General features: G+C 69.2%; 16 protein-coding genes and 1 pseudogene. 10 read left to right on the plus strand and 7 right to left on the minus strand.

Annotated features, from left to right (window positions below; genetic code table 11):
• Positions 1 to 23: 23 nt before the first annotated feature.
• The 5 genes and pseudogenes from ACFONC_RS04520 to ACFONC_RS04540 all read left to right on the plus strand — a co-directional run.
• Positions 24 to 1,382, plus strand: a pseudogene (locus tag ACFONC_RS04520) (glucoamylase family protein); the annotation flags it as partial.
• Positions 1,383 to 1,539: 157 nt separating this feature from the next.
• Positions 1,540 to 3,036, plus strand: a complete 1,497-nt coding sequence (locus ACFONC_RS04525; RefSeq protein ID WP_386742529.1) for a sugar ABC transporter substrate-binding protein — start codon at positions 1,540 to 1,542, stop codon at positions 3,034 to 3,036.
• Positions 3,033 to 3,911, plus strand: coding sequence for a carbohydrate ABC transporter permease (locus tag ACFONC_RS04530; protein WP_386742530.1), 879 nt, complete (start codon positions 3,033 to 3,035; stop codon positions 3,909 to 3,911). The genes ACFONC_RS04525 and ACFONC_RS04530 overlap by 4 nt, the downstream gene beginning before the upstream one ends.
• Complete coding sequence (locus tag ACFONC_RS04535; RefSeq protein ID WP_386742531.1) at positions 3,908 to 4,729, plus strand: carbohydrate ABC transporter permease; 822 nt, start codon at positions 3,908 to 3,910, stop codon at positions 4,727 to 4,729. Before ACFONC_RS04530 ends, ACFONC_RS04535 begins: the two co-directional genes overlap by 4 nt.
• Before the next feature lie 185 nt (positions 4,730 to 4,914).
• Positions 4,915 to 8,064 (plus strand): discoidin domain-containing protein, encoded by a 3,150-nt coding sequence (locus tag ACFONC_RS04540; RefSeq protein WP_386743063.1) that lies wholly within the window; start codon positions 4,915 to 4,917, stop codon positions 8,062 to 8,064.
• A 90-nt stretch (positions 8,065 to 8,154) separates the two neighbouring features.
• Here ACFONC_RS04540 and eda read toward each other — a convergent pair whose 3' ends face one another.
• The 6 genes from eda to ACFONC_RS04570 all read right to left on the minus strand — a co-directional run bounded on the left by eda (position 8,155) and on the right by ACFONC_RS04570 (position 15,738).
• Positions 8,155 to 8,814: a bifunctional 4-hydroxy-2-oxoglutarate aldolase/2-dehydro-3-deoxy-phosphogluconate aldolase gene (gene eda, locus ACFONC_RS04545; RefSeq protein ID WP_386742532.1), complete on the minus strand. Its 660-nt coding sequence runs from the start codon at positions 8,812 to 8,814 to the stop codon at positions 8,155 to 8,157.
• Between the two features lie 174 nt (positions 8,815 to 8,988).
• On the minus strand, positions 8,989 to 10,908 hold the full coding sequence (gene edd, locus ACFONC_RS04550) for a phosphogluconate dehydratase (protein WP_386742533.1): 1,920 nt from the start codon (positions 10,906 to 10,908) through the stop codon (positions 8,989 to 8,991).
• A gap of 43 nt (positions 10,909 to 10,951) precedes the next feature.
• On the minus strand, positions 10,952 to 11,665 hold the full coding sequence (gene pgl / locus ACFONC_RS04555; RefSeq protein ID WP_386743064.1) for a 6-phosphogluconolactonase: 714 nt from the start codon (positions 11,663 to 11,665) through the stop codon (positions 10,952 to 10,954).
• Between the two features lie 32 nt (positions 11,666 to 11,697).
• Positions 11,698 to 12,708, minus strand: coding sequence for a glucokinase (gene glk, locus ACFONC_RS04560; protein WP_386742534.1), 1,011 nt, complete (start codon positions 12,706 to 12,708; stop codon positions 11,698 to 11,700).
• Positions 12,705 to 14,135, minus strand: coding sequence for a glucose-6-phosphate dehydrogenase (gene zwf / locus ACFONC_RS04565; protein ID WP_386742535.1), 1,431 nt, complete (start codon positions 14,133 to 14,135; stop codon positions 12,705 to 12,707). Before zwf ends, glk begins: the two co-directional genes overlap by 4 nt.
• Before the next feature lie 181 nt (positions 14,136 to 14,316).
• Positions 14,317 to 15,738 carry a GH1 family beta-glucosidase gene (locus ACFONC_RS04570; RefSeq protein ID WP_386742536.1) on the minus strand — a complete coding sequence of 474 codons (1,422 nt, stop codon included), beginning with the start codon at positions 15,736 to 15,738 and terminating at the stop codon, positions 14,317 to 14,319.
• A 152-nt stretch (positions 15,739 to 15,890) separates the two neighbouring features.
• On the opposite strand from ACFONC_RS04570, the gene ACFONC_RS04575 reads away from it, so the two are divergent.
• Positions 15,891 to 16,991, plus strand: coding sequence for an ABC transporter ATP-binding protein (locus tag ACFONC_RS04575; RefSeq protein ID WP_386742537.1), 1,101 nt, complete (start codon positions 15,891 to 15,893; stop codon positions 16,989 to 16,991).
• Positions 16,992 to 17,097: 106 nt separating this feature from the next.
• Here ACFONC_RS04575 and ACFONC_RS04580 read toward each other — a convergent pair whose 3' ends face one another.
• Positions 17,098 to 17,676 (minus strand): hypothetical protein, encoded by a 579-nt coding sequence (locus tag ACFONC_RS04580; RefSeq protein WP_386742538.1) that lies wholly within the window; start codon positions 17,674 to 17,676, stop codon positions 17,098 to 17,100.
• Positions 17,677 to 18,017: 341 nt separating this feature from the next.
• Between ACFONC_RS04580 and smc the strand changes: the two genes are divergently transcribed.
• From smc to epmA, 4 genes are all read left to right on the plus strand, one after another.
• The gene (gene smc, locus ACFONC_RS04585; RefSeq protein ID WP_386742539.1) at positions 18,018 to 21,524 is read left to right on the plus strand and encodes a chromosome segregation protein SMC; all 3,507 of its coding nucleotides are present in this window, start codon (positions 18,018 to 18,020) and stop codon (positions 21,522 to 21,524) included.
• Positions 21,525 to 21,536: 12 nt separating this feature from the next.
• Positions 21,537 to 22,283 carry a cell division protein ZipA gene (gene zipA, locus ACFONC_RS04590; protein ID WP_386742540.1) on the plus strand — a complete coding sequence of 249 codons (747 nt, stop codon included), beginning with the start codon at positions 21,537 to 21,539 and terminating at the stop codon, positions 22,281 to 22,283.
• Between the two features lie 158 nt (positions 22,284 to 22,441).
• Positions 22,442 to 24,790, plus strand: a complete 2,349-nt coding sequence (ligA, locus tag ACFONC_RS04595) for an NAD-dependent DNA ligase LigA (protein ID WP_386742541.1) — start codon at positions 22,442 to 22,444, stop codon at positions 24,788 to 24,790.
• A gap of 63 nt (positions 24,791 to 24,853) precedes the next feature.
• Positions 24,854 to 25,846, plus strand: a complete 993-nt coding sequence (gene epmA, locus ACFONC_RS04600; protein WP_386742542.1) for an EF-P lysine aminoacylase EpmA — start codon at positions 24,854 to 24,856, stop codon at positions 25,844 to 25,846.
• Positions 25,847 to 25,896 lie beyond the last annotated feature (50 nt).

The following is a 25,896-nucleotide window of genomic DNA, read 5'->3' on the forward strand; positions in this document are numbered from 1 at the left end:
AGCAGGAGGTTGCCGGGCAGCGGCCGGTGCTGCCGCCGCTGTTCAAGGACATCGAGAAGCGCACGTTCCAGTTCTTCTGGGACACCACCAACGAAGTCAACGGGATGACGCCCGACCGCTTCCCGTCGCGGCCGTTCGCGTCGATCGCCTCGATCGGCTTCGCGCTGACCGCGTATCCGATCGGCGTGGAGAACGGCTGGGTCAGCCGGCGCCAGGCGGTGGACCGCACGCTCACGACGCTGGAGTTCCTGCGCGACGCGAAGATGGGCCCGGCGGAAACGGGCACGTCCGGGCACCACGGTTTCTACTACCACTTCCTCGACATGCAGGAAGGCCAGCGCTACAACTCGTGGGTGGAGCTGTCGAGCGTGGACACCGCGCTGATGATGATGGGCGTGCTGTTCACGCGCGGCTACTACGACGGCGATGACGCGCGCGAACAGGAGATTCGCGAGATCGCCGATGAACTGTACCGGCGCGTCGAGTGGCCGTGGCTGCAGGTGCGCTCGCCGCTGATCTCGATGGGCTGGTACCCGGAAACCGGCTTCATCGAGCACGACTGGGAGGGCTACAACGAGGCGATGCTGGTCTACATCCTCGCCCTGGGCTCGCCGACGCACCCGATCGAGCCCGACGCGTGGGCTGCGTGGACCAGTACCTACGACCGCGGCTGGGGCCATTTCGAAGGCCAGGAATACCTGAGCTTCGCGCCGCAGTTCGGCCACCAGTACAGCGAGGTCTGGATCGATTTCCGCGGCATCCAGGACGAGTACATGCGCGCGCGCGGCATCGACTACTTCGAGAACAGCCGCCGCGCGACGCTAGCCCAGCGCACCTACGCGATCGAAAACCCGATGAACTGGGAGGGCTACGGCAAGAACGTCTGGGGCCTGACCGCCAGCGACGGCCCGCAGCGCACGATGCAGGTCTACAAGGGCGAGGAGCGCGAGTTCCGCCACTACAGCGCCCGCGGCGCCGGCCTGCGCGATGCCTACGACGACGGCACGATCGCACCGACGGCGGCGCTGGGGTCGCTGGTGTTCGCACCGGAAGTGGTGATCCCGGCGGCGCTGGAGATGCACGAGCGCTACGGCGACTTCCTGTATTCGAGCTACGGCTTCCTCGACGCCTTCAACCCCAGCTTCAACTACGACATCCCGCTCAAGACCGGCCGCCTGGTGCCCGACAAGGGCTGGGTGGCGAGCGACTACATCGGCATCGACCAGGGGCCGATCCTGGCGATGATCGCCAACTACCGCAACGAGTTCGTGTGGGACATCATGAAGCGCGACCCGTACATCCGCGCCGGACTCGAGCGCGCCGGCTTTACCGGCGGCTGGCTGGACGCGGGCAAGGACAAGCCTGCCGAAGAGGCCGGGGAGGATGCCGGCGACGGCACGGATGAAACACCCGCGCCCGTGCGCCCGCCGCTCAAGCCGCCGGAACGGCCGAACCTGCAATCCCTGCGGATGGACTGCCCACATGCACCGAGCCAAGCCAATGCCACCACGCCGCTTCGCCCCTGCAACGGGCGCGTGGATGCGCTGGTGCGCATCGGCGTGCCTGCTCGCCACGCTGCTGACGGGCTGCGCGGAGAAGCGCGATTCGCGCGAGACCGTCACGTTCTGGGTCATGGGATTCGAGGGAGAGCAGGTCGCGCGGCTGCTGCCTGAGTTCGAGCGGCTCAACCCCGGCATCCACGTCGACCTGCAGCAGATGCCGGTGCTGTCGGCGCACGAGAAGCTGCTGACCGCGTTCGCCGGGGATTCGCTGCCCGACGTTACCCCGCTGGGCAACACCTGGATCCCGGAGTTCGCATTGCTGGGAGCGCTGGCGCCGCTCGACGATCGCATCGCGGCCACCCCCGGGATCGATGTCGCCGACTACTACCCGGGCGCCTGGGACAGCGGTGTCATCGATGGCGTCACCTATGCCGTGCCGTGGTACGTGGAGACGCGGCTGCCGTTCTACCGCGTCGACATCCTGCGCGAAGCGGGCATCGATTCGCCGCCCGTCGACTGGGACCAGTGGCGTACGGCGATGGCCGCGGTCAAGCGCGAGGTTGGCCCGGAGCGCTACGCGATCCTGCTGCCGCTCAACGAGTTCGAGCCGCTGCTCAACCTCGCCATCCACGACCCGCTGTTGCGTGACGGCGGCCGCTACGGCAACTTCCGCAGCGAGGGCTTCCGGCGCACGCTGGCGTTCTACAAGGAGATCTTCGACGAGGGCTGGGCGCCGCGGGTGGGCAACACCGCGATCTCCAACGTCTGGGACGAGTTCGGCAAGGGCTACTTCAGCTTCTACATCAACGGCCCCTGGAACATCGCCGAGTTCCGCAAGCGCCTGCCGCCGTCCCTGTCCGACGCGTGGATGACGATGCCGCTGCCAGGCCCGGATGGCCCCGGCGCTTCCGTTGCCGGCGGCACCAGCTTCGTCGTGTTCCGCGATTCCGAGCACAAGGACGCCGCGTGGAAGCTGGTCGCGTATCTGTCCGATCCGGCGGTGCAGGCACGGTTCCACGGCATGACCGGCAACCTCCCGCCGCGCCGCTCGCCCTGGAAGGATCCGTCGCTTGCGAACGATCCCTACGCGCGCGCATTCCGAGACCAGCTCGAGCGCGCGGTGTCGACGCCGAAGGTGCCCGAGTGGGAGCGTATTGCCACCGAACTCAAGCTGGTGGGCGAACTGGTCGCCAACGACCGCATGACGGTGGACGAGGCGGTGGTCGAACTCGACCGTCGGACCGATGCGATCCTGGAGAAGCGGCGGTGGATGCTGGACCAGGCAGATGATCGCGCCGTCGCCGAGTCCCGCGCACCTGTGCCGCCGTCCGTGTCCGATACGCGCCTTCCGTCTTCCGCATCCCGGGCCTATCCTCCGTCGTCATTCCCGCGAAGGCGGGAGCCCAGTAGTTCAGGATCGTTCGCTGCTTCAGGGGCGCCCGTAGTCAAGTCACTGGATTCCCGCCTTCGCGGGAATGACGATCAAAAGCCGAAGCATCCGGAGTACGGCGCGCCTGCAGGAGCCGCTCCGTGACCCGCTCGCTCGCCGGCTGGACCTTCGCTGCGCCGGCATTGCTGGTGATCGTGTTGTTCTTCTTCCTGCCCGTGGTCGCCGCACTGGGGTTGAGCGTCACCGACTTCGACATCTACGCACTGGCCGACATCGACAACCTGCGCTTTATCGCCTTCGACAATTACATTGGCCTGCTTCACAACCCGCTGTTCTGGAAGACGCTGGGCAACACCTTGTACTTCGTGATCGTCGGCGTGCCGCTGTCGATCGCGGTGTCGCTTGGCGCCGCGGTGCTGCTGCATTCGAAATTGGGGCGCTTCAAGGGTTTCTTCCGTACCGCGTTCTTCGCGCCGGTGGTGACCACGGTGGTGGCGGTGGCGGTGATCTGGCGCTACCTGTTCCACACCCGCTATGGCCTGGTGAACTGGGGGTTGTCGTCGATCGGCATCGAACCGGTCGACTGGCTCGGCGATCCACACTGGGCAATGCCGACGATCATCCTGTTCGCGGTGTGGAAGAACTTCGGCTACAACATGATCATCTTCCTCGCCGGCCTGCAGTCGATCCCGGAAGACCTGTACGAAGCCGCGCGCATCGATGGCGCCGGCGCCTGGCGCCAGTTCCGCCACGTGACCCTGCCGATGCTCGGGCCGGTGCTGCTGCTGGTCGGCATCCTGACCATGTCCGGCTACTTCCAGCTGTTCGCCGAGCCCTACGTGATGACCCAGGGCGGGCCGCTGGAGAGCACCAAGAGCGTGCTGTACCTGATGTACGACGAGGGCTTCAAGTGGTGGAACCTGGGCAACGCGTCGGCGGTGGCGTTCCTGCTGTTCGTGCTGATGGTCGCGGTGACCAGCGGGCTGCTGTGGTTCGCGCGCAGGAAGGGCGTGGAATGAATCGTCCCCTTGCGACCGCCGTGGTCAACGGGCTGCTGCTCGCGCTGGCCGTGATCAGCCTGGCGCCGCTGCTGTGGATGCTGTCGGTCTCGTTCATGCAGACCGGCGAGGCGGCGCATTTCCCGCCGCCGCTGCTGCCCGCCGCGCCCACGCTGGGCAACTACCACGAGCTGTTCGCCAAGGCGGGCATGGGCCGTTACCTGTTCAACAGCTTCCTGGTCTCGGCCTGCGTGACGCTGCTGGCGCTGCTGTTCAACACCATGGCCGGCTACGCGTTCGCGAAGCTGAAGTTCCGCGGACGCGAGCGCGTGTTCCAGCTGCTGCTGGCGGCGCTGGTGATCCCGGCGCAGGTGGCGATGATGCCGCTGTTCCTGCTGCTCAAGCAGATGGGGCTGGTGAACACCTACATGGGCGCGATCGTGCCGGGCATGGCGACGATCTTCGGCATCTTCCTGGTGCGGCAGTACGCACGGTCGATCCCCGACGAGCTGCTCGAAGCCGCGCGCATCGACGGCGCCGGCGAGATGCGGATCTTCTTCCAGATCGTGATGCCGGCGCTGAAGCCGATCATCGTCACGCTCGCGATCTTCAGCTTCATGGCCGCGTGGAACGACTTCATGTGGCCGCTGATCGTGCTCAGCGACCAGAACTTGCAAACGCTGCCGGTCGCGCTGGCGTCGCTGTCGCGCGAACACGTGCAGGACAATGAACTGATGATGGCCGGCTCGGTGGTGACCATCGTGCCGGTGCTGGTGCTGTTCCTGGTGCTGCAGAGGCATTACATCCAGGGGCTTTTGCTCGGGAGCGTGAAGGGATGAGGTTATCGAACGCCGTAGGTCGGGGTTACACCCCCGACAACATCGGGTGCCTCGGCACGGTTGTCACCGCTCGGGTCGGTGTTGTCGAAGCGCGCGAGTGGTGCGGGAGCCGTCGGGGGCGTAGCCCCGACCTACGGCGGGGAGGGTTGCGGGGGGGCTGTTCCTGGCTGTTGCTGTCGTTGGCGTTGGTGGCTCCCGCATCCGCGTTCGCACAGCAGGTCATCGGCGAGCCGCAGCTCCTCGACGGCTTCGAGGACGCGACACCCTGGCGCGTCGTCGCCTCCAACCAGGTCAGTGGCAAGCTGCGCATGGCGGAAGGCGTGCAGGGCAGGGCGCTGTGCCTGGACTACGACTTCAACGGCGTGTCCGGCTACGCCGGCATCCAGCGCGACCTGCCGATCGACTATCCGGAGAACTACGCGTTCGCGTTCGAAATGCGCGGGGATTCGCCGGCCAACGACCTGGAGATGAAGTTCGTCGACGCGAGCGGCGACAACGTGTGGTGGGTGAAGAAGACCGGCTACGAATTCCCGGCGCAGTGGACGCCGGTGCGCTACAAGAAGCGCCACATCAGCAAGGCCTGGGGCCCGAGTCCCGATCGCGAGCTGCGCCACAGCGCCAAGCTCGAATTCACGATCTACAACCGCGTCGGCGGCAAGGGCACGGTCTGCTTCGATGCGCTGCGGCTGGAGCGGCTGGCGCCGGCCGACCACAGCCCGCTGACGGCAACGGCGAGCGCACCGTCGGGCGATGCCGCGGCGGCCGTCGACGGCGATCCGGGTACGGCGTGGAATGGCCGCGACGGCGATCGTCTGGTGCTTGACCTGGGCAGCGTGCGCGAGTTCGGCGGCATGGTCCTGCAGTGGGAGGAGGGCGCTTACGCGTCGCGCTACGCCGTGCAGCTGTCCATGGACGGCGAGTCGTTCCACGACGTGCGCCAGGTGACCGAAGGCAACGGCGGCACCGACTGGATCGCGTTGCCCGAATCGGAGGCGCGCTACGTCGGCATCGTGGTGCAGGACGGGCCGGGGCAAGCGCGCCGGCTGCGGGAGGCCAGCGCGGAGCCGCTGGCGTTCGCCGCGACGCCCAACGACTTCATCCGCTCCGTGGCCGGGCAATCGCCGCGCGGCCTGTTCCCGCGCGGCTTCAGCGGCGAGCAGCCGTACTGGACGATCGTTGGCGTCGACGCCGGCAGCGACCAGGGGCTGATCGGCGAGGACGGCGCGGTCGAGGTGTCCCGCGGTGGCTTCCGGGTCGAGCCGTTCGTCCTTGCAGGCGACGAGCTGGCCACCTGGGCCGACGTGGAAGCATCGCAGTCGCTGCAGGATGGCTACCTGCCGATCCCGGGTGTGGCATGGAAGCATCCGGATTTCGGATTGCAGGTAACCGCGTTCGCGCACGGCAACGCGGAGCAGGCACAGCTGGTGGCGCGCTATCGACTGCAGAACACCACCGACCGGCCGCAGGCCTATACGCTGGCGCTCGCCATCCGGCCGCTGCAGGTCAATCCGCCCACGCAGTTCCTGAGCACGGTTGGTGGCGTCAGCCGGATCGACAGCATTTCGCTCGGGCCGATCGTGACCGAGGTCAACGGCGAGCCGCGCCTGTTTGCGCGGCAGGCGCCGGATGCGCGTTTCGCCAGTGCGTTCGACCACGGCATGGCGGCCAGCCTGCTGGCCAGTGGTGAGCTGCCCGAAGTGACGAGGGTCGAAGATCCGACCGGGCTGGCATCGGGCGCGCTGCTCTACCGGATGGAGCTCAAGCCCGGCGAATCGCGCGAGGTGGACCTGCTCGCACCGCTGATCGGCGACATGCCGTTCAAGGCCAACGACTGGAGCGCGCCTGACATGCAGGCGCGGACCGCACAGGCCTGGCGCGACCGGCTCGACGACGTGCGCATCGACGTCCCGCCCGAGGGCCAGGCGTTGGCCGATACCGTGCGCACCGCCACCGCGCACATGCTGGTCTCACGCGTGGGCCCGAGCCTGCGGCCGGGCACGCGTTCGTACGCGCGCAGCTGGATCCGCGATGGCGCGATGATCTCCGAGGGCCTGCTGCGCATGGGGCGCACGGATGCGGTGCGCGAATACGTCGAGTGGTACGCGCCGTACCAGTTCGACGACGGCATGGTGCCGTGCTGCGTCGACGACCGCGGCAGCGACCCGGTGCCCGAGAACGACAGCCACGGCGAGCTGATCTTCAACATCGCCGAGCTGTATCGCTACGATGGCGACAAGGCGTTCCTGGCGAAGATGTGGCCGCACGTGCTCGGCGCGTTCGAGTACATGGAGAAGCTGCGCCTGAGCGAGCGCACCGAAGCCAACCGCGCGAAGAACCCGGCGTTCTATGGACTGATGCCGGCCTCGATCAGCCACGAGGGCTACTCGGCCAAGCCGATGCATTCGTACTGGGACGATTTCTGGGCGCTGCGCGGCTACAAGGACGCGGTGGAGGTCGCGAAGGCGCTTGGCAAGGAGGATGAGGCGCGGCGCATGGCGGCCTCGCGTGACCAGTTCCGTGAGGACATCTATGCGTCGATCCGTACGGCGACCCAGGCGCACGGCATCGACTTCATCCCCGGCGCCGCGGAGCTGGGCGATTTCGACCCGACTTCCACCACCATCGCGCTGGCACCGGGCGGCGAACTGGAACGGCTTCCGGAAGACCTGCTGGACAACACCTTCGAGCGCTATTGGGTCGAGTCCCGCCAGCGCGCGGAGGGCCAGCGCGAATGGAAGGATTACACGCCCTACGAGTGGCGCAACGTGTCGGCGTTCGTGCGCCTGGGCTGGCGTTCGCGCGCGTGGTACATCGCCAGCTTCTTCCTCGACGACCGCGCGCCGCCGGCATGGAATCAGTGGGCCGAGGTGGTATCGAGCACGCCGCGCAAGCCGTTCTTCCTCGGCGACCTTCCGCATGCCTGGGTGGCATCGGACTTCGTGCGCGCGGCACTGGACATGTTTGCCTACGCGCGCGACGCGGATGACAGCATCGTGCTGGCGGCGGGGATTCCGTTCGAATGGTTCGACGACAATGATGCCAACGCCGGCAAGGGCGAGGGCGTGGCGATCCATGGATTGCGCACGCCGTACGGCGAACTCGGCTACTCGCTGTGGCGCAAGGGCAACGAGCTGGTGCTGGAGGTCGCCGACGGGATCGACGTGCCGGCGGGCGGCCTGGTGTTTCCAAGCCCGCACTGGCCGCTGTACGAGGCGACGATCAACGGCCGCCCGGCGCAATGGGACTGGCGGGACCGCGAGCTGCGCATCCATGCCGTGCCGGCGCGGGTCGTGTTCGACATACCGGTGCCTCGTCCGCCGCCGCCTGGGCCTTGAGCGAGCCCTGCTCCCTCGCCGCGCCTCGGCAGTGGGAGGGGCGAAGGCAAGAGCTCGCGGCTTCCGCCGCTCCTACGAAGGTTTCCGGGGTCAGGCCGAGCGGCTTCCGACAACGATCGCGGCGGCGCGGCGCGAGGCGTCGCGGACCTTGTCCCATTCACCCGCCGCCAGCCACGGCTTCGGCACCATCCATGAGCCGCCGACGCACGCGACGTTCGACTGGGCGAGGAACTCGGCGGCGTTGTCCTCGTTGATGCCGCCCGTCGGGCATAGTGTCAGGCCGGCGAGCGGGCCGGCCAGGCCCTTGAGCATCGCCAGGCCGCCGACCGCGCTGGCGGGGAACAGCTTGCAGACGCGGAAGCCGCGCGCCATCAGTGCGAGGAATTCGGTCGGCGTCGCGCCGCCGGGCACGGCTGGGATGGGGGCCTGCGCGAGCGCGTCGGCCAGTGCCGCCGGCGTCCCCGGGGTGACCAGGAAGTCGGCGCCAGCGTCGATCGACTGCCGGATCTGTTCGGTCGTCAGCACCGTACCGGTGCCGACGACGATATCCGGCAGGTCGCGCTTGAGCGCGGCCAGCGCTTCGAGCGCGACCGGCGTGCGCAGGGTCAGCTCGATGCTGCGCAGGCCGCCCGCCAGCAGGGCATCGGCCAGGCGCCTGGCCTGGTCCACGCTGTCGACGGTGACGACGGGCAGGATGCCGGCGTCGCGGAGCAGTTGTTCGGCCCTTGCCTGGTGCTGTTGGATGGTCATGGGGATTTGAATACTCGAAGACCGGACTCGGGAACGCTCTGGGCAACTCGCCTTTGATCGTCATCCCCGCGGAAGCGGGGCCCCAGCATCTCTGATTTCAACTGCCTGAAGGCACTGGGCCCCCGCTTTCGCGGGGATGACGGCATAAAAGGCAGGTGAAGCAGCACGAACGACTCACGCATCTTTCGCCTCGTGCGGCGCGGTCGCAGAGACGGGCGAACTGCCCAGGTCGTATTCGGCGTCGTACTCCCAGGCGTCGCCCTCCGGCGACGGCGGCCCGCAGGAAATCGACAGCGCGCCGCGGTCGGCTGCGGTCACCATCGCGCGGTTGAGTGCGAACAGGTTGCGGCCAATGTCGTGTGCGGACGGCGCCCGGTTCGGCGTGGCTTCGCGCGACGCCCACTCGTCGGCGTCGACCAGCGCTTCGAGCACGCCGGCCTCGCCGTCGAGGCGGATCATGTCGCCCTCGCGCAGCTTCGCCAGCGCGCCGTCGCGCGCCGCTTCGGGAGTGACGTGGATCGCAGCGGGAACCTTGCCCGACGCGCCGGACAGGCGGCCGTCGGTAACCAGCGCCACGCGCCGGCCCTGGTTCTGCAGCATGCCCAGCAGCGGCGCCAGCGAGTGCAGCTCCGGCATGCCGTTGGCGCGCGGGCCCTGGTAGCGCACGACGGCGACGAAGTCGCGTGGCAGGGCGCCGGCCGCATGCAGGCGGTTGAGCAACTGCGGAGCGTCGACGACCACGGCCGGCGCGGTGATGCTGCGGAATTCCGGCTTCACCGCGGACAGTTTGATCAACGCGCTGCCCAGGTTCCCGCGCAGCAAACGCAGGCCGCCCTGCGCCTCGAATGGCGCCGAGGCCGGGCGCACCACGGTTTCATCGGCGCTCGTCGCGATGCCCGGCGCATGGTCGAGCGAGCCGTCCGCGGCCAGGCGAGGTTCGTCGCAGTAGGCGCGCATGCCGCCGGGCACGACGGTTTCGATGTCGGCGTGCATCAGGCCCGCGTCGAGCAGCTCGCGGAACACGAACTGGGTGCCGCCGCACGCGGCGAAACGGTTCACGTCCGCCTCGCCGTTGGGATACACGCGCGCCAGCAGCGGCACCGCCTGCGAGATCGCATCGATGTCGTCCCAGGTCAGCGCGATGCCGGCCGCGCGCGCGACGGCGACCCAGTGGATGGTGTGGTTGGTCGAGCCGCCGGTGGCCATCAGCGCGGCGATCGCGTTGACGATGGCGCGCTCGTCGATCAGCCGGCCCAGCGGGCGGTAGTCGGCGCCCAGCGCGGTGATGCGCAGCGCGCGTTCGGTGGCGGCGCGGGTCAGCGCGTCGCGCAGCGGTGTGCCGGGATTGACGAACGACGCCCCCGGCAGCTGCACGCCCATCGCCTCGAGCAGCACCTGGTTGGAGTTGGCCGTGCCGTAGAAGGTACAGGTGCCGGGCGCGTGGTAGGACGAGGCCTCGGCTTCCAGCAGTTCCTCGCGGGTCGCCTCACCGGCGGCGTAGCGTTCGCGCACTTCCGCCTTCTGCTTGTTGGGGATGCCCGGCGTCATCGGCCCGGCCGGAATGAACACTGCTGGCAGGTGGCCGAAGGCCAGCGCGCCGATCAGCAGGCCCGGCACGATCTTGTCGCACACGCCCAGGTACACCGCGCCGTCGAACATGTCGTGCGACAGGGCGATCGCCGTGGCCTGGGCGATCACGTCGCGCGAGAACAGCGAAAGCTCCATGCCGGCGCGGCCCTGGGTGACGCCGTCGCACATCGCCGGCACGCCGCCGGCGACCTGCGCGGTGGCGCCCAGCGCGCGCACGGCTTCGCGGATCAGCGCGGGGTAGGTTTCGAACGGCTGGTGCGCGGAGAGCATGTCGTTGTAGGCGTCGACGATGCCGAGGTTGGGCGTGGCGTCGGCGCGCAGGCGGCCCTTGTCGGTCGGGCCGCAGGCGGCGAAGGCATGGGCGAGGTTGCCGCAGCTCAGGCGGCTGCGATTGGGACCCTGTTCGTGCGCGGCTTCGATGCCGGCCAGGTAGGCCGCGCGCGAGCGCCGGCTGCGCGCGCGGATGCGGTCGGTGACGGCGGCAATGCGGGGGTCGAGGGTCATGGCAGCCAGGTTCGGGTGGTGTCGCGGACGGGCGGTTCGGGGGTCAGGGGCACCAGTGCACGCGCAGCCGCGCCCCCGGGGTGGTGAAGGCGAGGCGGATCGGGAGTTCAAGCGGGTCGGTGCCGTCCATCGCGCGTTCCAGCAGGCGCCGCTTGTCCTCGCCGCGGATCAGCAACAAACGCATGCGCGACGGCTCCAGCCCCGCCGGGGTGAGGCTGATGCGGCGCGGCCACGGGCCGGACCCGGGGCAGCCCGTGGCGTCGACGGCAACATAGGCGGTGGGGCTGGCGAGGGCCTGCTCCAGCCCGATCATGCCGGGGAACAGCGAGGCGGTATGGCCGTCGCCGCCCATGCCGAGCACGACCGCGTCGGGAACCTGGTTGGCGTGCAGGTTGGCGGCCGCGACGGCCTCTTCCACGCTGCGGCCGGTACGGGTCAGGGTTTCGAAGCGCGCGGCGGCCGCCTTGTCCTGCAGCAGCGTGGCGTGCACCAGGTGCGAGTTGCTGTCGGGATCGTCCGGCCGCAGCCAGCGCTCATCGACCAGCGCCACGTCGATGCGTGACCACTCCAGCGGCGCGCGCGACAGCGCCTGGTACACCGGCCCCGGGGTCGAGCCGCCGGACAGCAGCAGGCGCGCGCGCGGCCGCTGCTCCAGCGCGCGGCGCAGCTCGGCGGCGAGGGTGACCGCGCCCGCCCAGGCCCACTGTTCGGCGCTCTGGTAGGACAGGAAATGCACGCGCGGGCCTGCAATCTCCATGTCCGGCTTGTGCTGTTCCTGGTCCAGGGGCTTCATGTCGCCACCACCGTTTGCCGGGCCATGACCGCGCATCCGAGCAGGCCTGCGTGTGGATGCAGCACCGCCATCGAGGGCACCCGCGCCATGTTCGGCGAGAACCGGCCCTTGTGCTCGAAGCGCTGGCGGAAGCCGGAATGCTGCAGCAGCGGCAGGATCTTCGGGACCACGCCGCCGGTCAGGAAAACGCCGTCCCATGCGCCGGTGGTCAGCACCAGGTCGCCGGCGATGGCACCGAACACCGCGCAGAACACGTCGGTCGCGCGCATGCAGCGCACATCGCCCGCGGCGGCGCCTGCGGTGATGTCCGCCGGCTGCATCGGGCCGGGGTCGACGCCGGCAATCTCGCTCAGCGCGCGGTGGATGTTGACCAGCCCCGGGCCGCAGACCAGGCGTTCGTTGGAGACGCGGCCGAACTGCGCGGACAGGCGCTCGAGGATCGCGATTTCCTCCGGCGTGCCGGGCGGAAAGCTGACGTGGCCGCCCTCGGTTTCCAGCGGCCAGTAGCGGCCGCCGCGCACGACCAGCACGCCCACGCCCAGGCCGGTGCCGGGGCCGATGACGGCATAGGTGCGGTCGGCCGGCGTCGCGTCGGGCGTCCAGGCCGCGCCGCCGATCGCGATGAGGTCGCCGGGGCGCAGCGCCGGGATCGCCATCGACTGCGCAGCGAAGTCGTTCACCAGGTCCAGCTGCGTGAAGTCGAGCATCTCGCAGATGCGCGGGCTGGAAATCACCCAGGGATGGTTGGTGATGCGCGCGTGCTCGCCCTCGACGCGCCCGGCCACGGCGAACACGCCGCGGCGCACGGGCTGGCCGCCGGCCATCTGCGTACCGCCGTCGTCGAAGTAGTGCAGCGCGGCGTCGCCGAGCGAGGGGAAGTCGGCGACGGCGTACTCTTTCACGCTGTCTTCGAGCAGCGGCAGCGGGGCGGCGGTGTCGGCCAGCGCGAAGCGCGCGTTGGTGCCGCCGATGTCGGCGAGCAGGACGTGCCGGCCGGCTTCGCTCACGACGTCTTCTTCCTGTGTCCGTTGGCGGCCAGGGTGACCGGCAGGAAACCGGACGCGGCGGCGGGCCCCCACGAGCCGGCGGGATAGTCCTGAGCCGGTGTCGACGCCTCGCGCCAGGCTGCGCTGACGCTGTCGATCCAGCGCCACGCAGCCTCGACCTCGTCGTCGCGCACGAACAGCGTCTGGTCGCCCTTGAGCGCGTCGACCAGCAGGCGCTCGTAGGCGATGCGGCGCGCGGGCGTCGACGACATCGACAGGTCCAGCGACATCGGCTGCAGTTCGGTTGCGCCCCATTCGGGCGCGGCCAGGCTGCCCATCAGCCCGAGTTCGATGGTTTCATCGGGCTGCAGCCGCATGCGCAGCCGGTTGGGGCGTGCGCGCTTGCGATCCGGGCGTTCGAACACCCAGTGCGAGACCGGCTTGAACGACACCACGACCTCGGTCGTGCGCGAAGGCATGCGCTTGCCCGTCACCAGCCGGAACGGTACGCCCGCCCAGCGCCAGTTGTCGATGTACGCGCGTAGGGCGACGAAGGTCTCGACGTCGCTGTCATGGGTAAAGCCGTTGACCGCCTCGCCGTCGACCACGCCGCCGGTGTAGCGCCCGCGCACGCTGTCCGTGTCCACGTCGGCAGCCGTCATCGGCCGCAGCGCGCGCAGAACCTTGGTCTTCTCGTCGCGGATGCAGTCGGCGCACAGTTCCGATGGCGGCTCCATGGCAATCAGGGCGAGCAGCTGCAGCATGTGGTTCTGCACCATGTCGCGCAGCGCGCCGTAGTTGGCGTAGTAGCCCTCGCGGCCGTCGACGCCCGCCGTCTCGGCGACCAGGATGTCGACCGACGCGATCCATCGGTGCTGCCACACCGCTTCCATCAGCGTGTTGCCGAAGCGCAGTGCCAGCAGGTTCTGCACCGGCGCCTTGCCCAGGTAATGGTCGATGCGGAAGATTCGTGATTCGTCGAGCGCCGCGCTGAGCGTGGCGTTGATCGCGCGCGCACTGGCCAGGTCGCGGCCGATTGGTTTTTCCAGCACCAGCCGCGACTGTCCCCCGAGCAGGCCGGCGGCCTTCAGGCCGCGGCAGGCCGGTTCGAACAGGTCCGGCGGCGTCGACAGGTAGCTCACGCAAGGGCGGTCCGCGTACTGCGACAGCGCCGTGCGCATGGCCTCGGTGTCGTTGAGGTCGAGCGACAGGTAGTGGACGCGCGCGAGCAGGTCGTCGACAACCGCCGCGTCGCGGTCGTCACCATCCTCCAGCCGCTCGCGCAGCCACTGCTTGAAACCCGCGTCGTCGTGTTCGCTGCGACCCACCGCGACCACCCGGAACGTGTCCGGCAGCAGCCGGTCGCGCAGCAGGTGCAGCAGCGACGGGAACAGGTAGCGCTGGGCCAGGTCGCCGGTGGCGCCGAACAGGAGCAGGGTGTCGTGCATTGTGGGGATCTGGGATCTGGGGGCTGGGGTTTGGGATTTTGGGTTTGGGTGGATCGAGCGGCACATCCGGCGCCGTGCAATCGACGATCGCTGTCGGGAGCCGGCCTCGAAAACTGGAAACGAATGGCGCGGCGAGCTTCCGCCCTTGCCAGTCCCTAGCCCCCAGATCCCAGCCCCTCAGTCAAGGCAGCGGCTCCGCCAACGAGCCGCCGTGTGTCTCGATCACCCGAGAATACCAGCGCGCGCTGTCCTTCGGGGTGCGCTGCTGGGTGCCGTAGTCGACGTGCACGATGCCGAAGCGCTTGCGGTAGCCGAGCGACCATTCGAGGTTGTCCATCAGCGACCAGACCATGTAGCCGCGCACGTCGACGCCGGCGGCGATGGCGTCGTGGATCGCCGACAGGTGCTTGCGCAGGTAGTCGGTGCGCAGCGGGTCGCGCACGCGGCGCGCTCCCGACGCATCGACATCGGCCACCGGCGGGTCGAAGAACGCCGCGCCGTTCTCGGTGACGTACAGCGGGATGTCGCCGTAGGTCTGCTTGAACCACAGCAACAGCTCGGTCAGGCCCTGCGGGAATACCTCCCAGCCCGTCTCGGTGTAAGTGCCCTGCGGTTGCAGCACGGGGGATGCACCCGTCGGGTAGCTGTCCGAAGCCCGGTTCACGCTGCGGGTGTAGTAGTTGATGCCGACGAAATCCAGTGGCTGCACGATCTGCGTGAAGTCGTCGGCGGGGAACTCCGGCCACGCGTCGCCGAAGATGTCCTTCAGTTCCGGCGGATAGCAGCCGAGCAGGGCGGGGTGCAGGTACTGCTCGTTCATGTAGGCATGCGCGCGCTTGACCGCGGCGGCATCTTCGAGCGAATCGGTCGCGGCGTGCTTCGGCTCGATGTTCACCACCAGGCCGATCTCGTGCGCGCCTTCCGCCCGGTACGCCTGCACCGCCGCGCCGTGCGCGCGCATCAGGTTGTGGCTGGCGATGGGCGCTTCGTACTTGTTGCGATGCCCGGGGGCGAGGGCGCCGTGCAGGTAGCCGCCGTCGGTGACCACCCACGGCTCGTTGAGCGTCACCCATTTCTTTACCCGACCGTGGAGCGCGCGGTACAGCACGCGGCCGTACTCGGCGAACCAGTCGGCGCTGTCGCGGTTGAGCCAGCCGCCGCGGTCGTCGAGCGCGGCCGGCAGGTCCCAGTGGTACAGGGTGAGCAGCGGCTCGATGTCGTTGGCCAGCAGCTCATCGACCAGGCGCGAGTAGAAGTCCAGGCCGGCCTGGTTCACCCGGCCGGTGCCCTCGGGCAGGATGCGCGACCACGACACGCTGAAGCGGTAGGCCTGCAGGCCCAGTTCGCGCATGAGTTTCACGTCGTCTTTCCAGCGCCGGTAGTGGTCGCAGGCGACGTCGCCGGTATCGCCGTTCAAGGTCATCCCCGGCGTGTGCGCGAAGCGGGTCCAGATGCTGGGGCCGGCGCCGTCGGCCAGCGGCGAGCCCTCGATCTGGTGGGCGGCGGTGGCCGCGCCCCAGAGGAACCCCTTCGGGAACGAAAAATCCTTCTGCTGCAGCTGCGTCATCGACGATGATTCCCCGTGCTGGTCCGTGGTCGGCATGAAAACGATTACATGCCAGAATACCGGAACGAATCGGGCCAGTGTAATGTCCGGGACGCCGGGAACCCGCGGCCTGCAAACGTATTCAGCCCGCCGATCTGCAAACCGCGACGGCCGACAACATCGAGGCCGCCGCCGCAACCGGAGAACCCATGGCCAGCGTCGAGCTCGACAAGTTGCGCAAGGTCTATCCCAACGGCTACGTGGGCGTCGCCGACGCCAGCTTCGAGGTGGCCGACGGCGAGCTGCTGGTGCTGGTGGGCCCGTCGGGCTGCGGCAAGTCGACCCTGCTGCGGATGGTGGCCGGGCTGGAGACGATCACCTCCGGCACGCTGAAAATCGGCGATCGCGTGGTCAACGACGTCGCGCCGAAGGACCGCGACATCGCGATGGTGTTCCAGAGCTACGCGCTGTACCCGCACATGACGGTGGCCGAGAACCTCGCGTTCGGACTCAAGCTGCGCGGCCACGACAAGGCTTCGATCGCCGGCCGCGTGGCCGAGGCGGCGAAGACCCTCGAACTGGACGAACTGCTCGACCGCAAGCCCGGCGCGCTGTCGGGCGGCCAGCGCCAGCGCGTGGCGCTCGGGCGGGCGCTGGTGCGCAAGCCGCAGGTGTTCCTGCTCGACGAACCGCTGTCCAACCTGGACGCCAAGCTGCGCATGTCGATGCGGGTGGAGATCGCGCGCCTGCACCGCCAGCTCGGCGCGACCATGGTCTACGTCACCCACGACCAGATCGAGGCGATGACCCTCGGCCAGCGGATCGTGGTGCTCGACAAGGGGCGGATCCAGCAGATCGACACGCCGATGGCGCTGTACGAGAAGCCGGCCAACCTGTTCGTCGCGACCTTCCTGGGCAGCCCGAAGATGAACCTGCTGGACGGCGAACTGCGCGCCGGCGATGAAGGCCTGCGGCTGCGCATGGGTGACGGCGTCGAGTTGCCGCTGTCGCCGGACGAAGCCACGCGCACGGCGCTGCAGGCGGTGGTCGGCAAGCGCCTGACGATGGGCCTGCGGCCGGAGGATCTGCGCATCGACGGCAAAACCGGCGCCGCGGGACTGGCGGCGCAGGTGGAAGCGGTGGAGCCGGTGGGCAACGAGGCCTTCGTCAACCTGCGCTGCGGCGAGGGCGAGATCATCCTGCGCCAACCGCCGCACGAGCTGCCGTCGCCGGGGGATGTGGTGCAGCTGGGCCACGTGCCGGCGCGCGCGCACTTTTTCGACAGCGAGACGGGCGCGCGGCTGGGCTGAGCCGCCACGTCATCGACGCTCTTGCAGGAGCGGCTTCAGTCGCGAGCTTCTTGCTCCCCCTGCCTTATGCGTTTGCATCTCCGCCCCGAGATGCCGCACGCAGCCCCTAGCCGTGCTGCGCGGTCAGCGCGATGATCTCGCTCCACGGCGGCACGAGGATGTCCATGTGCTCGCGCAGCACCTTCGCCGAGGCCGGGGACAGTTCGTCGAACGGGTCGCCGGCGAGGCGCTGCTTCCATTCCGGGGCCCGTTCGACGTCGATGCTGCGCGGCGGTCCGATCTTTCCCTGGAAGTTGAGCGTGGTGAAGACGGGGTCGACCACGTCCTGGATGGCGCGGTAGTCGTCGATCGACAGCCCCGCGGCCGCGACCACTTCCTGCGCCTCGTCGCCGTACTTCGAAATCGTGACGCCGTAGTGCGTCCCGCGGCCCGGGCGCCGGATGATCTCGGCTTCCTTGCGCAGCCCCTTCGCGTACGCCTCGAGCAGTGCCGGGGTGAGTTCGAATGCTTCGTCCGTGCTGGTGGCGTCGCTGGCGGTGGCACCCTCGGCGGCATCGGGGTTGGCCGCCACGGGTGGCTCCGATTTCCCGTCCGGGGCAGGGCCGTTGCTGCACCTGGCCAGTGCGATCGTGATGGCCAGCAGCGCTGCCACTCCCGCGATGGCGGCCATGCGACGTGTCGTCATTTCGGTCTTCCTCATCGCCCGCCGTGGCGGGCAGCTCGTGGGCCACTGGCGTCCAGCGGGCACCCTGGCGCGAATCGCGCGCCGGTCAATAAGCGCTATCGGCAAAAGCACGCGTCGACTGCCAGCGTGGGTGCCGTGGTCCCTGCCGACTGCGGTTCGTCACGTGGGCGGGCGGCAACGACCGTTTGCAAGCGGCTTCGGGCCGCTATACTCAGGGATTGATCCGATCTCCCGGTTCCGTGCCACGTTGAATCAATGACTTGGCGTTGGAATCGAATCCAGATTCTCTATAACAATCGCCGCTCCGTCCGCGGGGCCGCGCCGAGGCCTCCCGACGCCGCATGCGCCTGTCCACGATCAAGCTGTCCGGTTTCAAATCCTTCGTCGATCCCACCACGCTGCACCTGCCGACCAACATGACCGGCGTGGTCGGCCCGAACGGCTGCGGCAAGTCCAACATCATCGACGCGGTGCGCTGGGTGATGGGCGAAAGCACCGCCAGCCGCCTGCGCGGCGATTCGCTGACCGACGTGATCTTCTCCGGCTCGTCGGCGCGCAAGCCGGTGTCGCAGGCAACGGTCGAGCTGATCTTCGACAACTCAGACCACACCATCGCCGGCGAGTACGCCGCGTTCAACGAGATCTCGGTCAAGCGCACGGTCGGCCGTGACAGCACCAGCAACTACTACCTCAACGGCGCCCGCTGCCGGCGTCGCGACATCACCGACCTGTTCCTCGGCACCGGCCTGGGCCCGCGCAGCTACTCGATCATCGAGCAGGGCATGATCAGCCAGATCATCGACGCCCGCCCCGAGGACCTGCGCGTGTACCTGGAGGAGGCCGCCGGCATCTCCAAGTACAAGGAGCGCCGCAAGGAAACCGAGACCCGCATCCGCCACACGCGCGAGAACCTCGACCGCCTGACCGACCTGCGCGACGAGGTCGGCAAGCAACTCCAGCACCTGGCCCGGCAGGCGAAGCAGGCCGAGCAGTACACCGCGATCCAGGCCGAGCGCAAGATCCGCGATGCCGAATGGAAGGCGCTGGAGTACCGCGGCCTGGACCAGAAGCTCGCCGCGCTGCGCGAAGGCCTGTCGCAGGAAGAGACGCGCCTGCAGCAGCTGATCGCCGAACAGCGCGAGGCCGAGGCGAAGATCGAGACCGGCCGCGTGCGCCGCGAGGAGTCGATGGAAGCGCTGAACAAGGCGCAGGCCGAAGGCTACGAAGTCGGCGGCAACCTCGCCCGCATCGAGCAGCAGATCGCCCACCAGCGCGAGATGGCGCAGCGCCTGCAGCGCGCGCGCGACGAGGCCCAGGCCGCACTGGCCGAGATCGGCGAGCACATCCACGGCGACGAGGCTCGCCTGCAGGCGCTGCAGGAAGCCATGGCCGACGCGCAGCCGCGGCTCGAGCAGCTGCGCGAACAGGACGGCGTGCGCCAGGACGCCCTGCGCGACGCCGAGGCTGCGCTGGCCGACTGGCAGCAGCGCCAGGACACGCACGCCCGCGAGCAGGCCGAGGCCGCGCGCGCCGGCGACGTCGAGCGCACGCGCGTCGACTACCTCGACCGCCAGGGCCTCGAAGCCGAGCGTCGCCGCGAACAGCTGGCCAGCGAGCGCGCCGCGCTCGACCTGGCGGCACTGGCCGAGGCCTTCGCCGGCATCGAGACGCAGCACGAGGAACAGAAGGCATCGCTGGACACGCTCGGCGGCGAACTCGAGCAGCGCAAGCAGGCCGTCACCGAATTGCAGGATCAGCAGCGCACCGCGCAGAACGAACTGGCTGAAGTGCGCAAGCAGGCGCAGGAAAAGCGCGGCCGGCTGTCGTCGCTGGAAACCCTCCAGCATGCTGCACTCGGCCAGGAGCAGGGCGCCGCCGTCGAATGGCTGCGCCAGCACGGGCTGGACTCCGCCGCGCGCGTGGGCGAGCGGCTGGAAGTGGAAGCGGGCTGGGAAAACGCGGTCGAAGGCGCGCTCGGGCAGTTGATCGAAGGCGTGCTGGTCGATAGCCCGGAGACGCTGGTCGAGGCCCTGGGTGACCTGGGCGAAGGCCGCCTCGCGCTGGTGTCGTCGGCAACGGGCGATGCCGATTTCGCATCCACGTCGCTGGCCGCGAAGGTGCGCGGCCCGCTGGCGATCCGCCAGCTGCTGGCACGCCTGCACGTCGCCGAAACGCTGGACGAGGCGCGCGCGCTGCAGGCGCGGCTGGGCGAGGGCGAGTCCGTCATCACCCGCCACGGCGAGCGCCTCGGCGCCGGCTGGGTGCGGGTGCTGCGTTCGGGTGCGGCCAAGCAGGGGGCGCTGCTGCGCGAGCGCGAGATCCAGTCGCTGCGCGGCGAAATCGAGACCCTGCAGGCGCGCGAGCACGAACTCGAGCGCGGCATCGCCGCGTGGCGCGACCGCCTGCTGGCGGCCGAGCAGCAGCGCGAGGACGCGCAGCGCGGGCTGTACATGGCCCATCGCAGCGTTTCCGAACTGGCCGGCCAGCTGCAGAGCCAGCAGGGCCGGCTGGAATCGGCGCGCAACCGCATCGCCAGGATCGACAGCGAAGTCGAGCAACTGGTCGAAACCCTCGACGCCAGCCGCGAGCAGTCGCGCGAGGCGCGCAGCAAGCTCGAGGACGCGGTTTCGCGAATGGGCGAGCTGGAAGGCACCCGGCAGGCGCTGGAATCGGAGCGCAGCAGCCTGGTCGACGCCCGCGACCAGGCCCGCACCGCCGCCCGCGAATCAAGCGAAACCGCGCACGCACTGGCGCTGACCCTCGAATCCCAGCGCACCCAGGTCGCCGCGCTCGCACAGTCGCTCGAACGCATGGGCAGCCAGCGCGGCCAACTCGACAGCCGCTTGGGCGAACTGGCCACCCAGCTCGCAACGGGCGACGAAGACCCGGCCGCGGCGCTGGAACAGCAGCGCCAGGCGGTGCTGGAACAGCGCGTCGTCGCCGAACGCGCGCTGGGCGCCGCGCGCGCCGCGCTCGAGGGCATCGACAACGAGCTGCGCGAGTTCGAACAGGTTCGCCACCAGCGCGACGAGCAGTCGCTGGCCCAGCGGGAGGCGATCTCGCAGCGCAAGCTCGACCAGCAGGCGCTGGTGATCCACGCAGAGCAGCTGTCGACCGCCGTGGCCGAGGCCGGCTTCGTGCTCGACGACGTGATCGCCGGCCTGTCGGCCGAGGCGGAAGTGTCGGCGTGGGAGAAGATGGTCACCGACTTCGACGCCAAGCTGCGCAGGCTCGAGCCGGTCAACCTCGCCGCGATCCAGGAGCACGCCGAGGCCGCGCAGCGCAAGGAATACCTTGACGCGCAGGACGCCGACCTCACCACTGCACTGGAAACGCTTGAGGATGCGATCCGCAAGATCGACCGCGAGACCCGCGGCCGCTTCAAGGACACCTTCGACCGGGTCAACTCGGGCGTGCAGCAGATCTATCCGCGCCTGTTCGGTGGCGGCCACGCCTACCTCGAACTCACCGGCGACGACCTGCTCGACACCGGCGTCGCGATCATGGCGCGCCCGCCCGGCAAGCGCGTATCCAACATCACCCTGCTCTCGGGCGGCGAGAAGGCGATGACCGCGGTGGCGCTGGTGTTCGCGATCTTCCAGCTCAACCCGGCGCCGTTCTGCCTGCTCGACGAGGTCGACGCGCCGCTGGACGAAGCCAACGTCGGCCGCTTCACCGCGATGGTGTCGGAGATGAGCGAGCACGTGCAGTTCCTGTTCGTCACCCACAACAAGGCGACGATGGAGGCTGCGCAGCAACTGTCCGGCGTTACCATGCGCGAGCCGGGCGTCAGCCGCCTGGTGTCCGTCGACCTGGCCGAAGCCGCGCGCCTGGCCGGCGCTGCCTAAGGAGAACCGCAAATGTCCGATGCCTGGCTGCTGCGCCTCGGGATCCTCGTTGCAGGCGTGATCCTGATCGCCGCGATCTATTTCTTCGGCCGGCCGCGCCGCCAGGGGCAGGGGCGGCGGGTCGGTCCCGGCGAGCGCGGCTCGCGCACCGAGCCCACGCTGGGCGCGCAGATCGAGAGCGAACTGGCCGAAGCGCCGGAGGCCGGTGGCGAGGCCGTCGTGCAGGCGGAGATGGAGTTGCTCGACCGCGCCGTCGGCAGCACCGCGGCGATGGCCGCCAGCGAGGTCGGCAAGCGCGAGAACGACGACTTCGACAAGATCGTGACCCTCTACATCGCCGCCAAGGCCGGGCAGGTGCTGCGCGGGCCGGACATCGTCGTCGCCGCCGAGAAGGCCGGCCTGACCTACGGCCACATGAACGTGTTCCACCGCCTGGTCGAGACGCATCCAGAGCGCGGCCCGATCTTCAGCGTGGCCAACATCATGAAGCCGGGCAGCTTCGACATGGCCCAGATCCAGTCGCTGGAAACCCCGGCGATCGCCTTCTTCCTGACCCTGCCGGCGCCGATCAACGCACTCGACGCCTGGGAGGCGATGGAGCCGATCGCCCGCCGCATGGCTGAGCTGCTGGACGGCGTGGTGCTCGACGAATCGCGCAACGCCCTGGGCCGCCAGCGCATCGCCCACCTGCGCGAGGAACTGCGCACCTACGACCGCCAGCACGAAGCGCCGCCGATCACCCGCTCGCCGCGCTGGTAGTTTGCGATAACGCGCTCGCAGGAGCGGCGGGAGCCGCGAGCTTTTCATCGTGGGCCGCGCGGGAAAAGCTCGCGGCTTCCGCCGCTCCTACCAAAGGCGGCGCGGGTTATTCCGGGTACCCCCATCCCCCGCCACCCGCGGTGCCCTAGAATCCCGCAATGCCCCCCGAAGCCGCCGCCCGCATCGCCGAACTGCGCCGCCTGATCGACGACGCAAACTACCGCTACCACGTCCTCGACGAGCCGGACGTCACCGACGTCGAATACGACCGCATGATGCGCGAGCTCGAGGCGTTGGAGGCGCAACACCCGGACCTGGCCACCCCCGATTCGCCGACCCAACGCGTCGGAGCAGCACCCTCGGGCGCATTCGCGCAGGTCACCCATGCCGAGCGCATGCTTTCGCTGGCCAACGCCTTCAGCGAAGACGAAGTGCGGGACTTCGAGCGCCGGATCGAGCAGCGCCTGGACATCGCCGAGCCGGTGTTCTCGGTGGAACCGAAGTTCGACGGACTGGCGATCAGCCTGCGCTACGAGGATGGCGCCTTCGTCCAGGGCGCCACGCGCGGCGACGGCGAGACCGGCGAGGACGTCACCGCCAACCTGCGCACCATCCGCGCAATTCCCCTGAAACTGCGCGGCAAGGGCTGGCCGCGCGTGCTGGAGGTGCGCGGCGAGGTCTACATGCCGCGCGCCGGCTTCGAAAATTACAACGAAAAGGCGCGCGCCTCGGATGGCAAGATCAAACCGCTGGTCAACCCGCGCAACGCCGCCGCCGGCAGCCTGCGGCAGCTCGACCCGCGCGTCTCTGCACGTCGTCCGCTGGCGTTCTATGCCTATGCGCTGGGCGTGGTCGAGGGCGCCGCGATGCCGGCGCGCCACTCCGAGGTGATGGCGAAGCTGCGCGAGTGGGGCTTCCCGGTGAGTTCGCTGGCAGGTACCGCAACCGGGGCGCAAGGCTGCCTGGCGTACTACGAAAAAATCGGCGCGCAGCGCGACGCACTGCCGTTCGACATCGACGGCGTCGTCTACAAGGTCGATGACCTGTCCGCACAGCGCGAACTGGGCTTCGTCGGCCGCACGCCGCGCTGGGCGATCGCGCACAAGTTCCCGGCGCAGGAACAGACCACCGTCGTCGAGGACATCATCGTCAACATCGGCCGCACCGGCGCGGCGACGCCGGCGGCGAAGCTCAGGCCGGTCTTCGTCGGCGGTGTCACGGTCACCAACGCCACCCTGCACAATGCCGACCAGGTCGCGCGCCTGGACGTGCGCGTGGGCGATACCGTCATCGTCCGCCGCGCAGGCGACGTGATCCCGGAAGTCGTCGCCGTCGTGCCCGGCATGCGGCCGCCGGATGCGCGGCCATGGGCGATGCCGGAGCACTGCCCGGTCTGCGGTTCGGACATCGTGCGCGAGGAGGGCGAGTCGGTCGCGCGCTGCACCGGCGAACTTTCATGCGCGGCGCAGCGCACGCAGTCAGTGTTCCACTTCGCCAGCCGCCGCGCGATGGACGTCGACGGCCTGGGCGAGCGCTACATCGAAGCGCTGGGTGAGTTTGGCCACCTCGATTCGGTGGCCGACCTGTATCGCCTGACGCTGGACGACCTGCTGGAGATGAAGCGCCGGGCCGATGAACGCGACGGAACGACGCCCGAGACCGTCAAGGCTGGCAAGGTCGCCACCAAATGGGCCGAGAACCTCATCGCAGCGATCGACCGCAGTCGAAACACCACGCTGGCGCGGTTCCTGTATGCGTTGGGCGTCCAGCACGTGGGCGAGAGTACGGCCAAGGCGCTGGCGCAGTGGTTCGGCAGCCTCGGCCTGATCCGCCACACGCCGTGGCCACTGTTCAAGCGCGTGCCGGACATCGGTGGCGAAGTGGCGCGCGCGATCGGCCACTTCCTCGACCAGCCGGGCAACCAGCAGGTGATTGACCAGCTGCTCGAGCGCGACGTGCGCATCGGCGACGAACATGCGCCGAACGTGAAGCTGGGCGAGACGCTGGACCTGGCCTCGCTGCTGGTCGACCTCGAGATTCCGAAAATCACGCCGGTGCGCGCCGCGCAGCTCGGCGCCGCCTTCGCCGACGCGCAGGCCGTGCTGGATGCGCCGGCGCACAACCTGGTCATCGCCGGCCTGCCGCCGGAAACCGCCGACGCGCTGGCTGCGTGGCGGGACGATCCGGCCAACGCCGCGCTGTTGTTGCGCAGCGCGCAGGCCCAGGCCGGGTTGCGCGCGCTGCTGCCGGCGAGCAGCGACACGAAGGCCGGTCCGCTGGAGGGCAGGGTTGTTGTCCTGACCGGCACGCTGTCCTCGATGGGGCGCGACGAAGCGAAGGAAAAGCTCGAAGCGCTGGGCGCCAAGGCCACCGGCAGCGTGTCGAAGAAGACCAGCTTCGTGGTCGCGGGCGAGGCCGCGGGCAGCAAGCTGGCCAAGGCCGAGGAGCTCGGCATCGAAGTCTGGGACGAGGCCAGGCTGCTGGCTTTCCTCGCCGAACACGAATGAGAGCGCGGGGATGCCAGAGTCGGTCCTGATCCGTAGCGGAAAAATGCTTCCCGGGCGTGCGCGATGAGCAACTGGAAACCCTCGGCAACGTTCGACACGCTGCGCCTGCGTGCGCGGCTCAACGCGGCGATCCGTGAATTTTTCGCCCGGCGCGGTGTGCTCGAGGTCGAGACGCCGGTCATGTCGCAGGCCGGCAACACCGAGCCGAACATCGCGTCGTTCGCGCTGGAGTTCTCCGGCCGCATCGATGGCGGTCCACGCACGCGCTGGCTGCGCACCTCGCCCGAGCATCCGCTCAAGCGCCTGCTCGCCGCCGGTCTCGGCGACTGCTACGAACTTGGCCGCGTGTTCCGCGACGGCGAAGCCGGCGGCCGCCACAACCCCGAATTCACCATGCTCGAGTGGTACCGGCTCGGCATGGACCACGTACAACTCGCCGCTGAAACCGCGGAGCTGGTACGCATGGCGCTGGCGCTGGTCGGACGCGAGGCGAGCATCGAGCTGGTGACCTACCGCGACCTCTACCTGCGTGAACTCGGCATCGATCCGATGCTTGCACCCGATGATGCACTGCGCGATGCGCTTGGCGATGTCGAGATCGACCCGCGCGGCCTCGTCCGCGACGACTGGCTCGACCTGCTGATGACCCACCGGATCCAGCCTGGCTTCCCGCGGGATGCGATTCTTGTCGTCCGCGACTACCCGCCCTCGCAGTGCGCGCTGGCACGCATCCGCCAGCCGGACCACGCGGCGGCGGCCGACGAGTTGGCGGTCGCGGAGCGCTTCGAGCTTTACCTGGGCCCGCTGGAACTGGCCAACGGCTACCACGAGCTGGCAGATGCCGACGAGCAGCGCGCGCGCTTCGAGCGTGACCTCGTGGTCCGGCAGGGTCGTGGTCTGTCGCCACCGGGGATCGACGAACGCCTGCTCGCCGCATTGGCGCACGGGCTGCCGGGCTGCGCCGGCGTTGCGCTGGGCGTGGACCGCCTGCTGATGGCGATGCTGGGCACCGATGCGATCGCAGACGTGCTGGCCTTCGACTTTGCTCGCGCCTGAACGGATTTCCGGGCCTGTCAACGCAGGGATGCGCTTTCGCGCTTCCGTTC

This window comes from Luteimonas soli, assembly GCF_042648865.1.
GTDB classification, from domain to species: Bacteria; Pseudomonadota; Gammaproteobacteria; order Xanthomonadales; family Xanthomonadaceae; genus Luteimonas; species Luteimonas soli.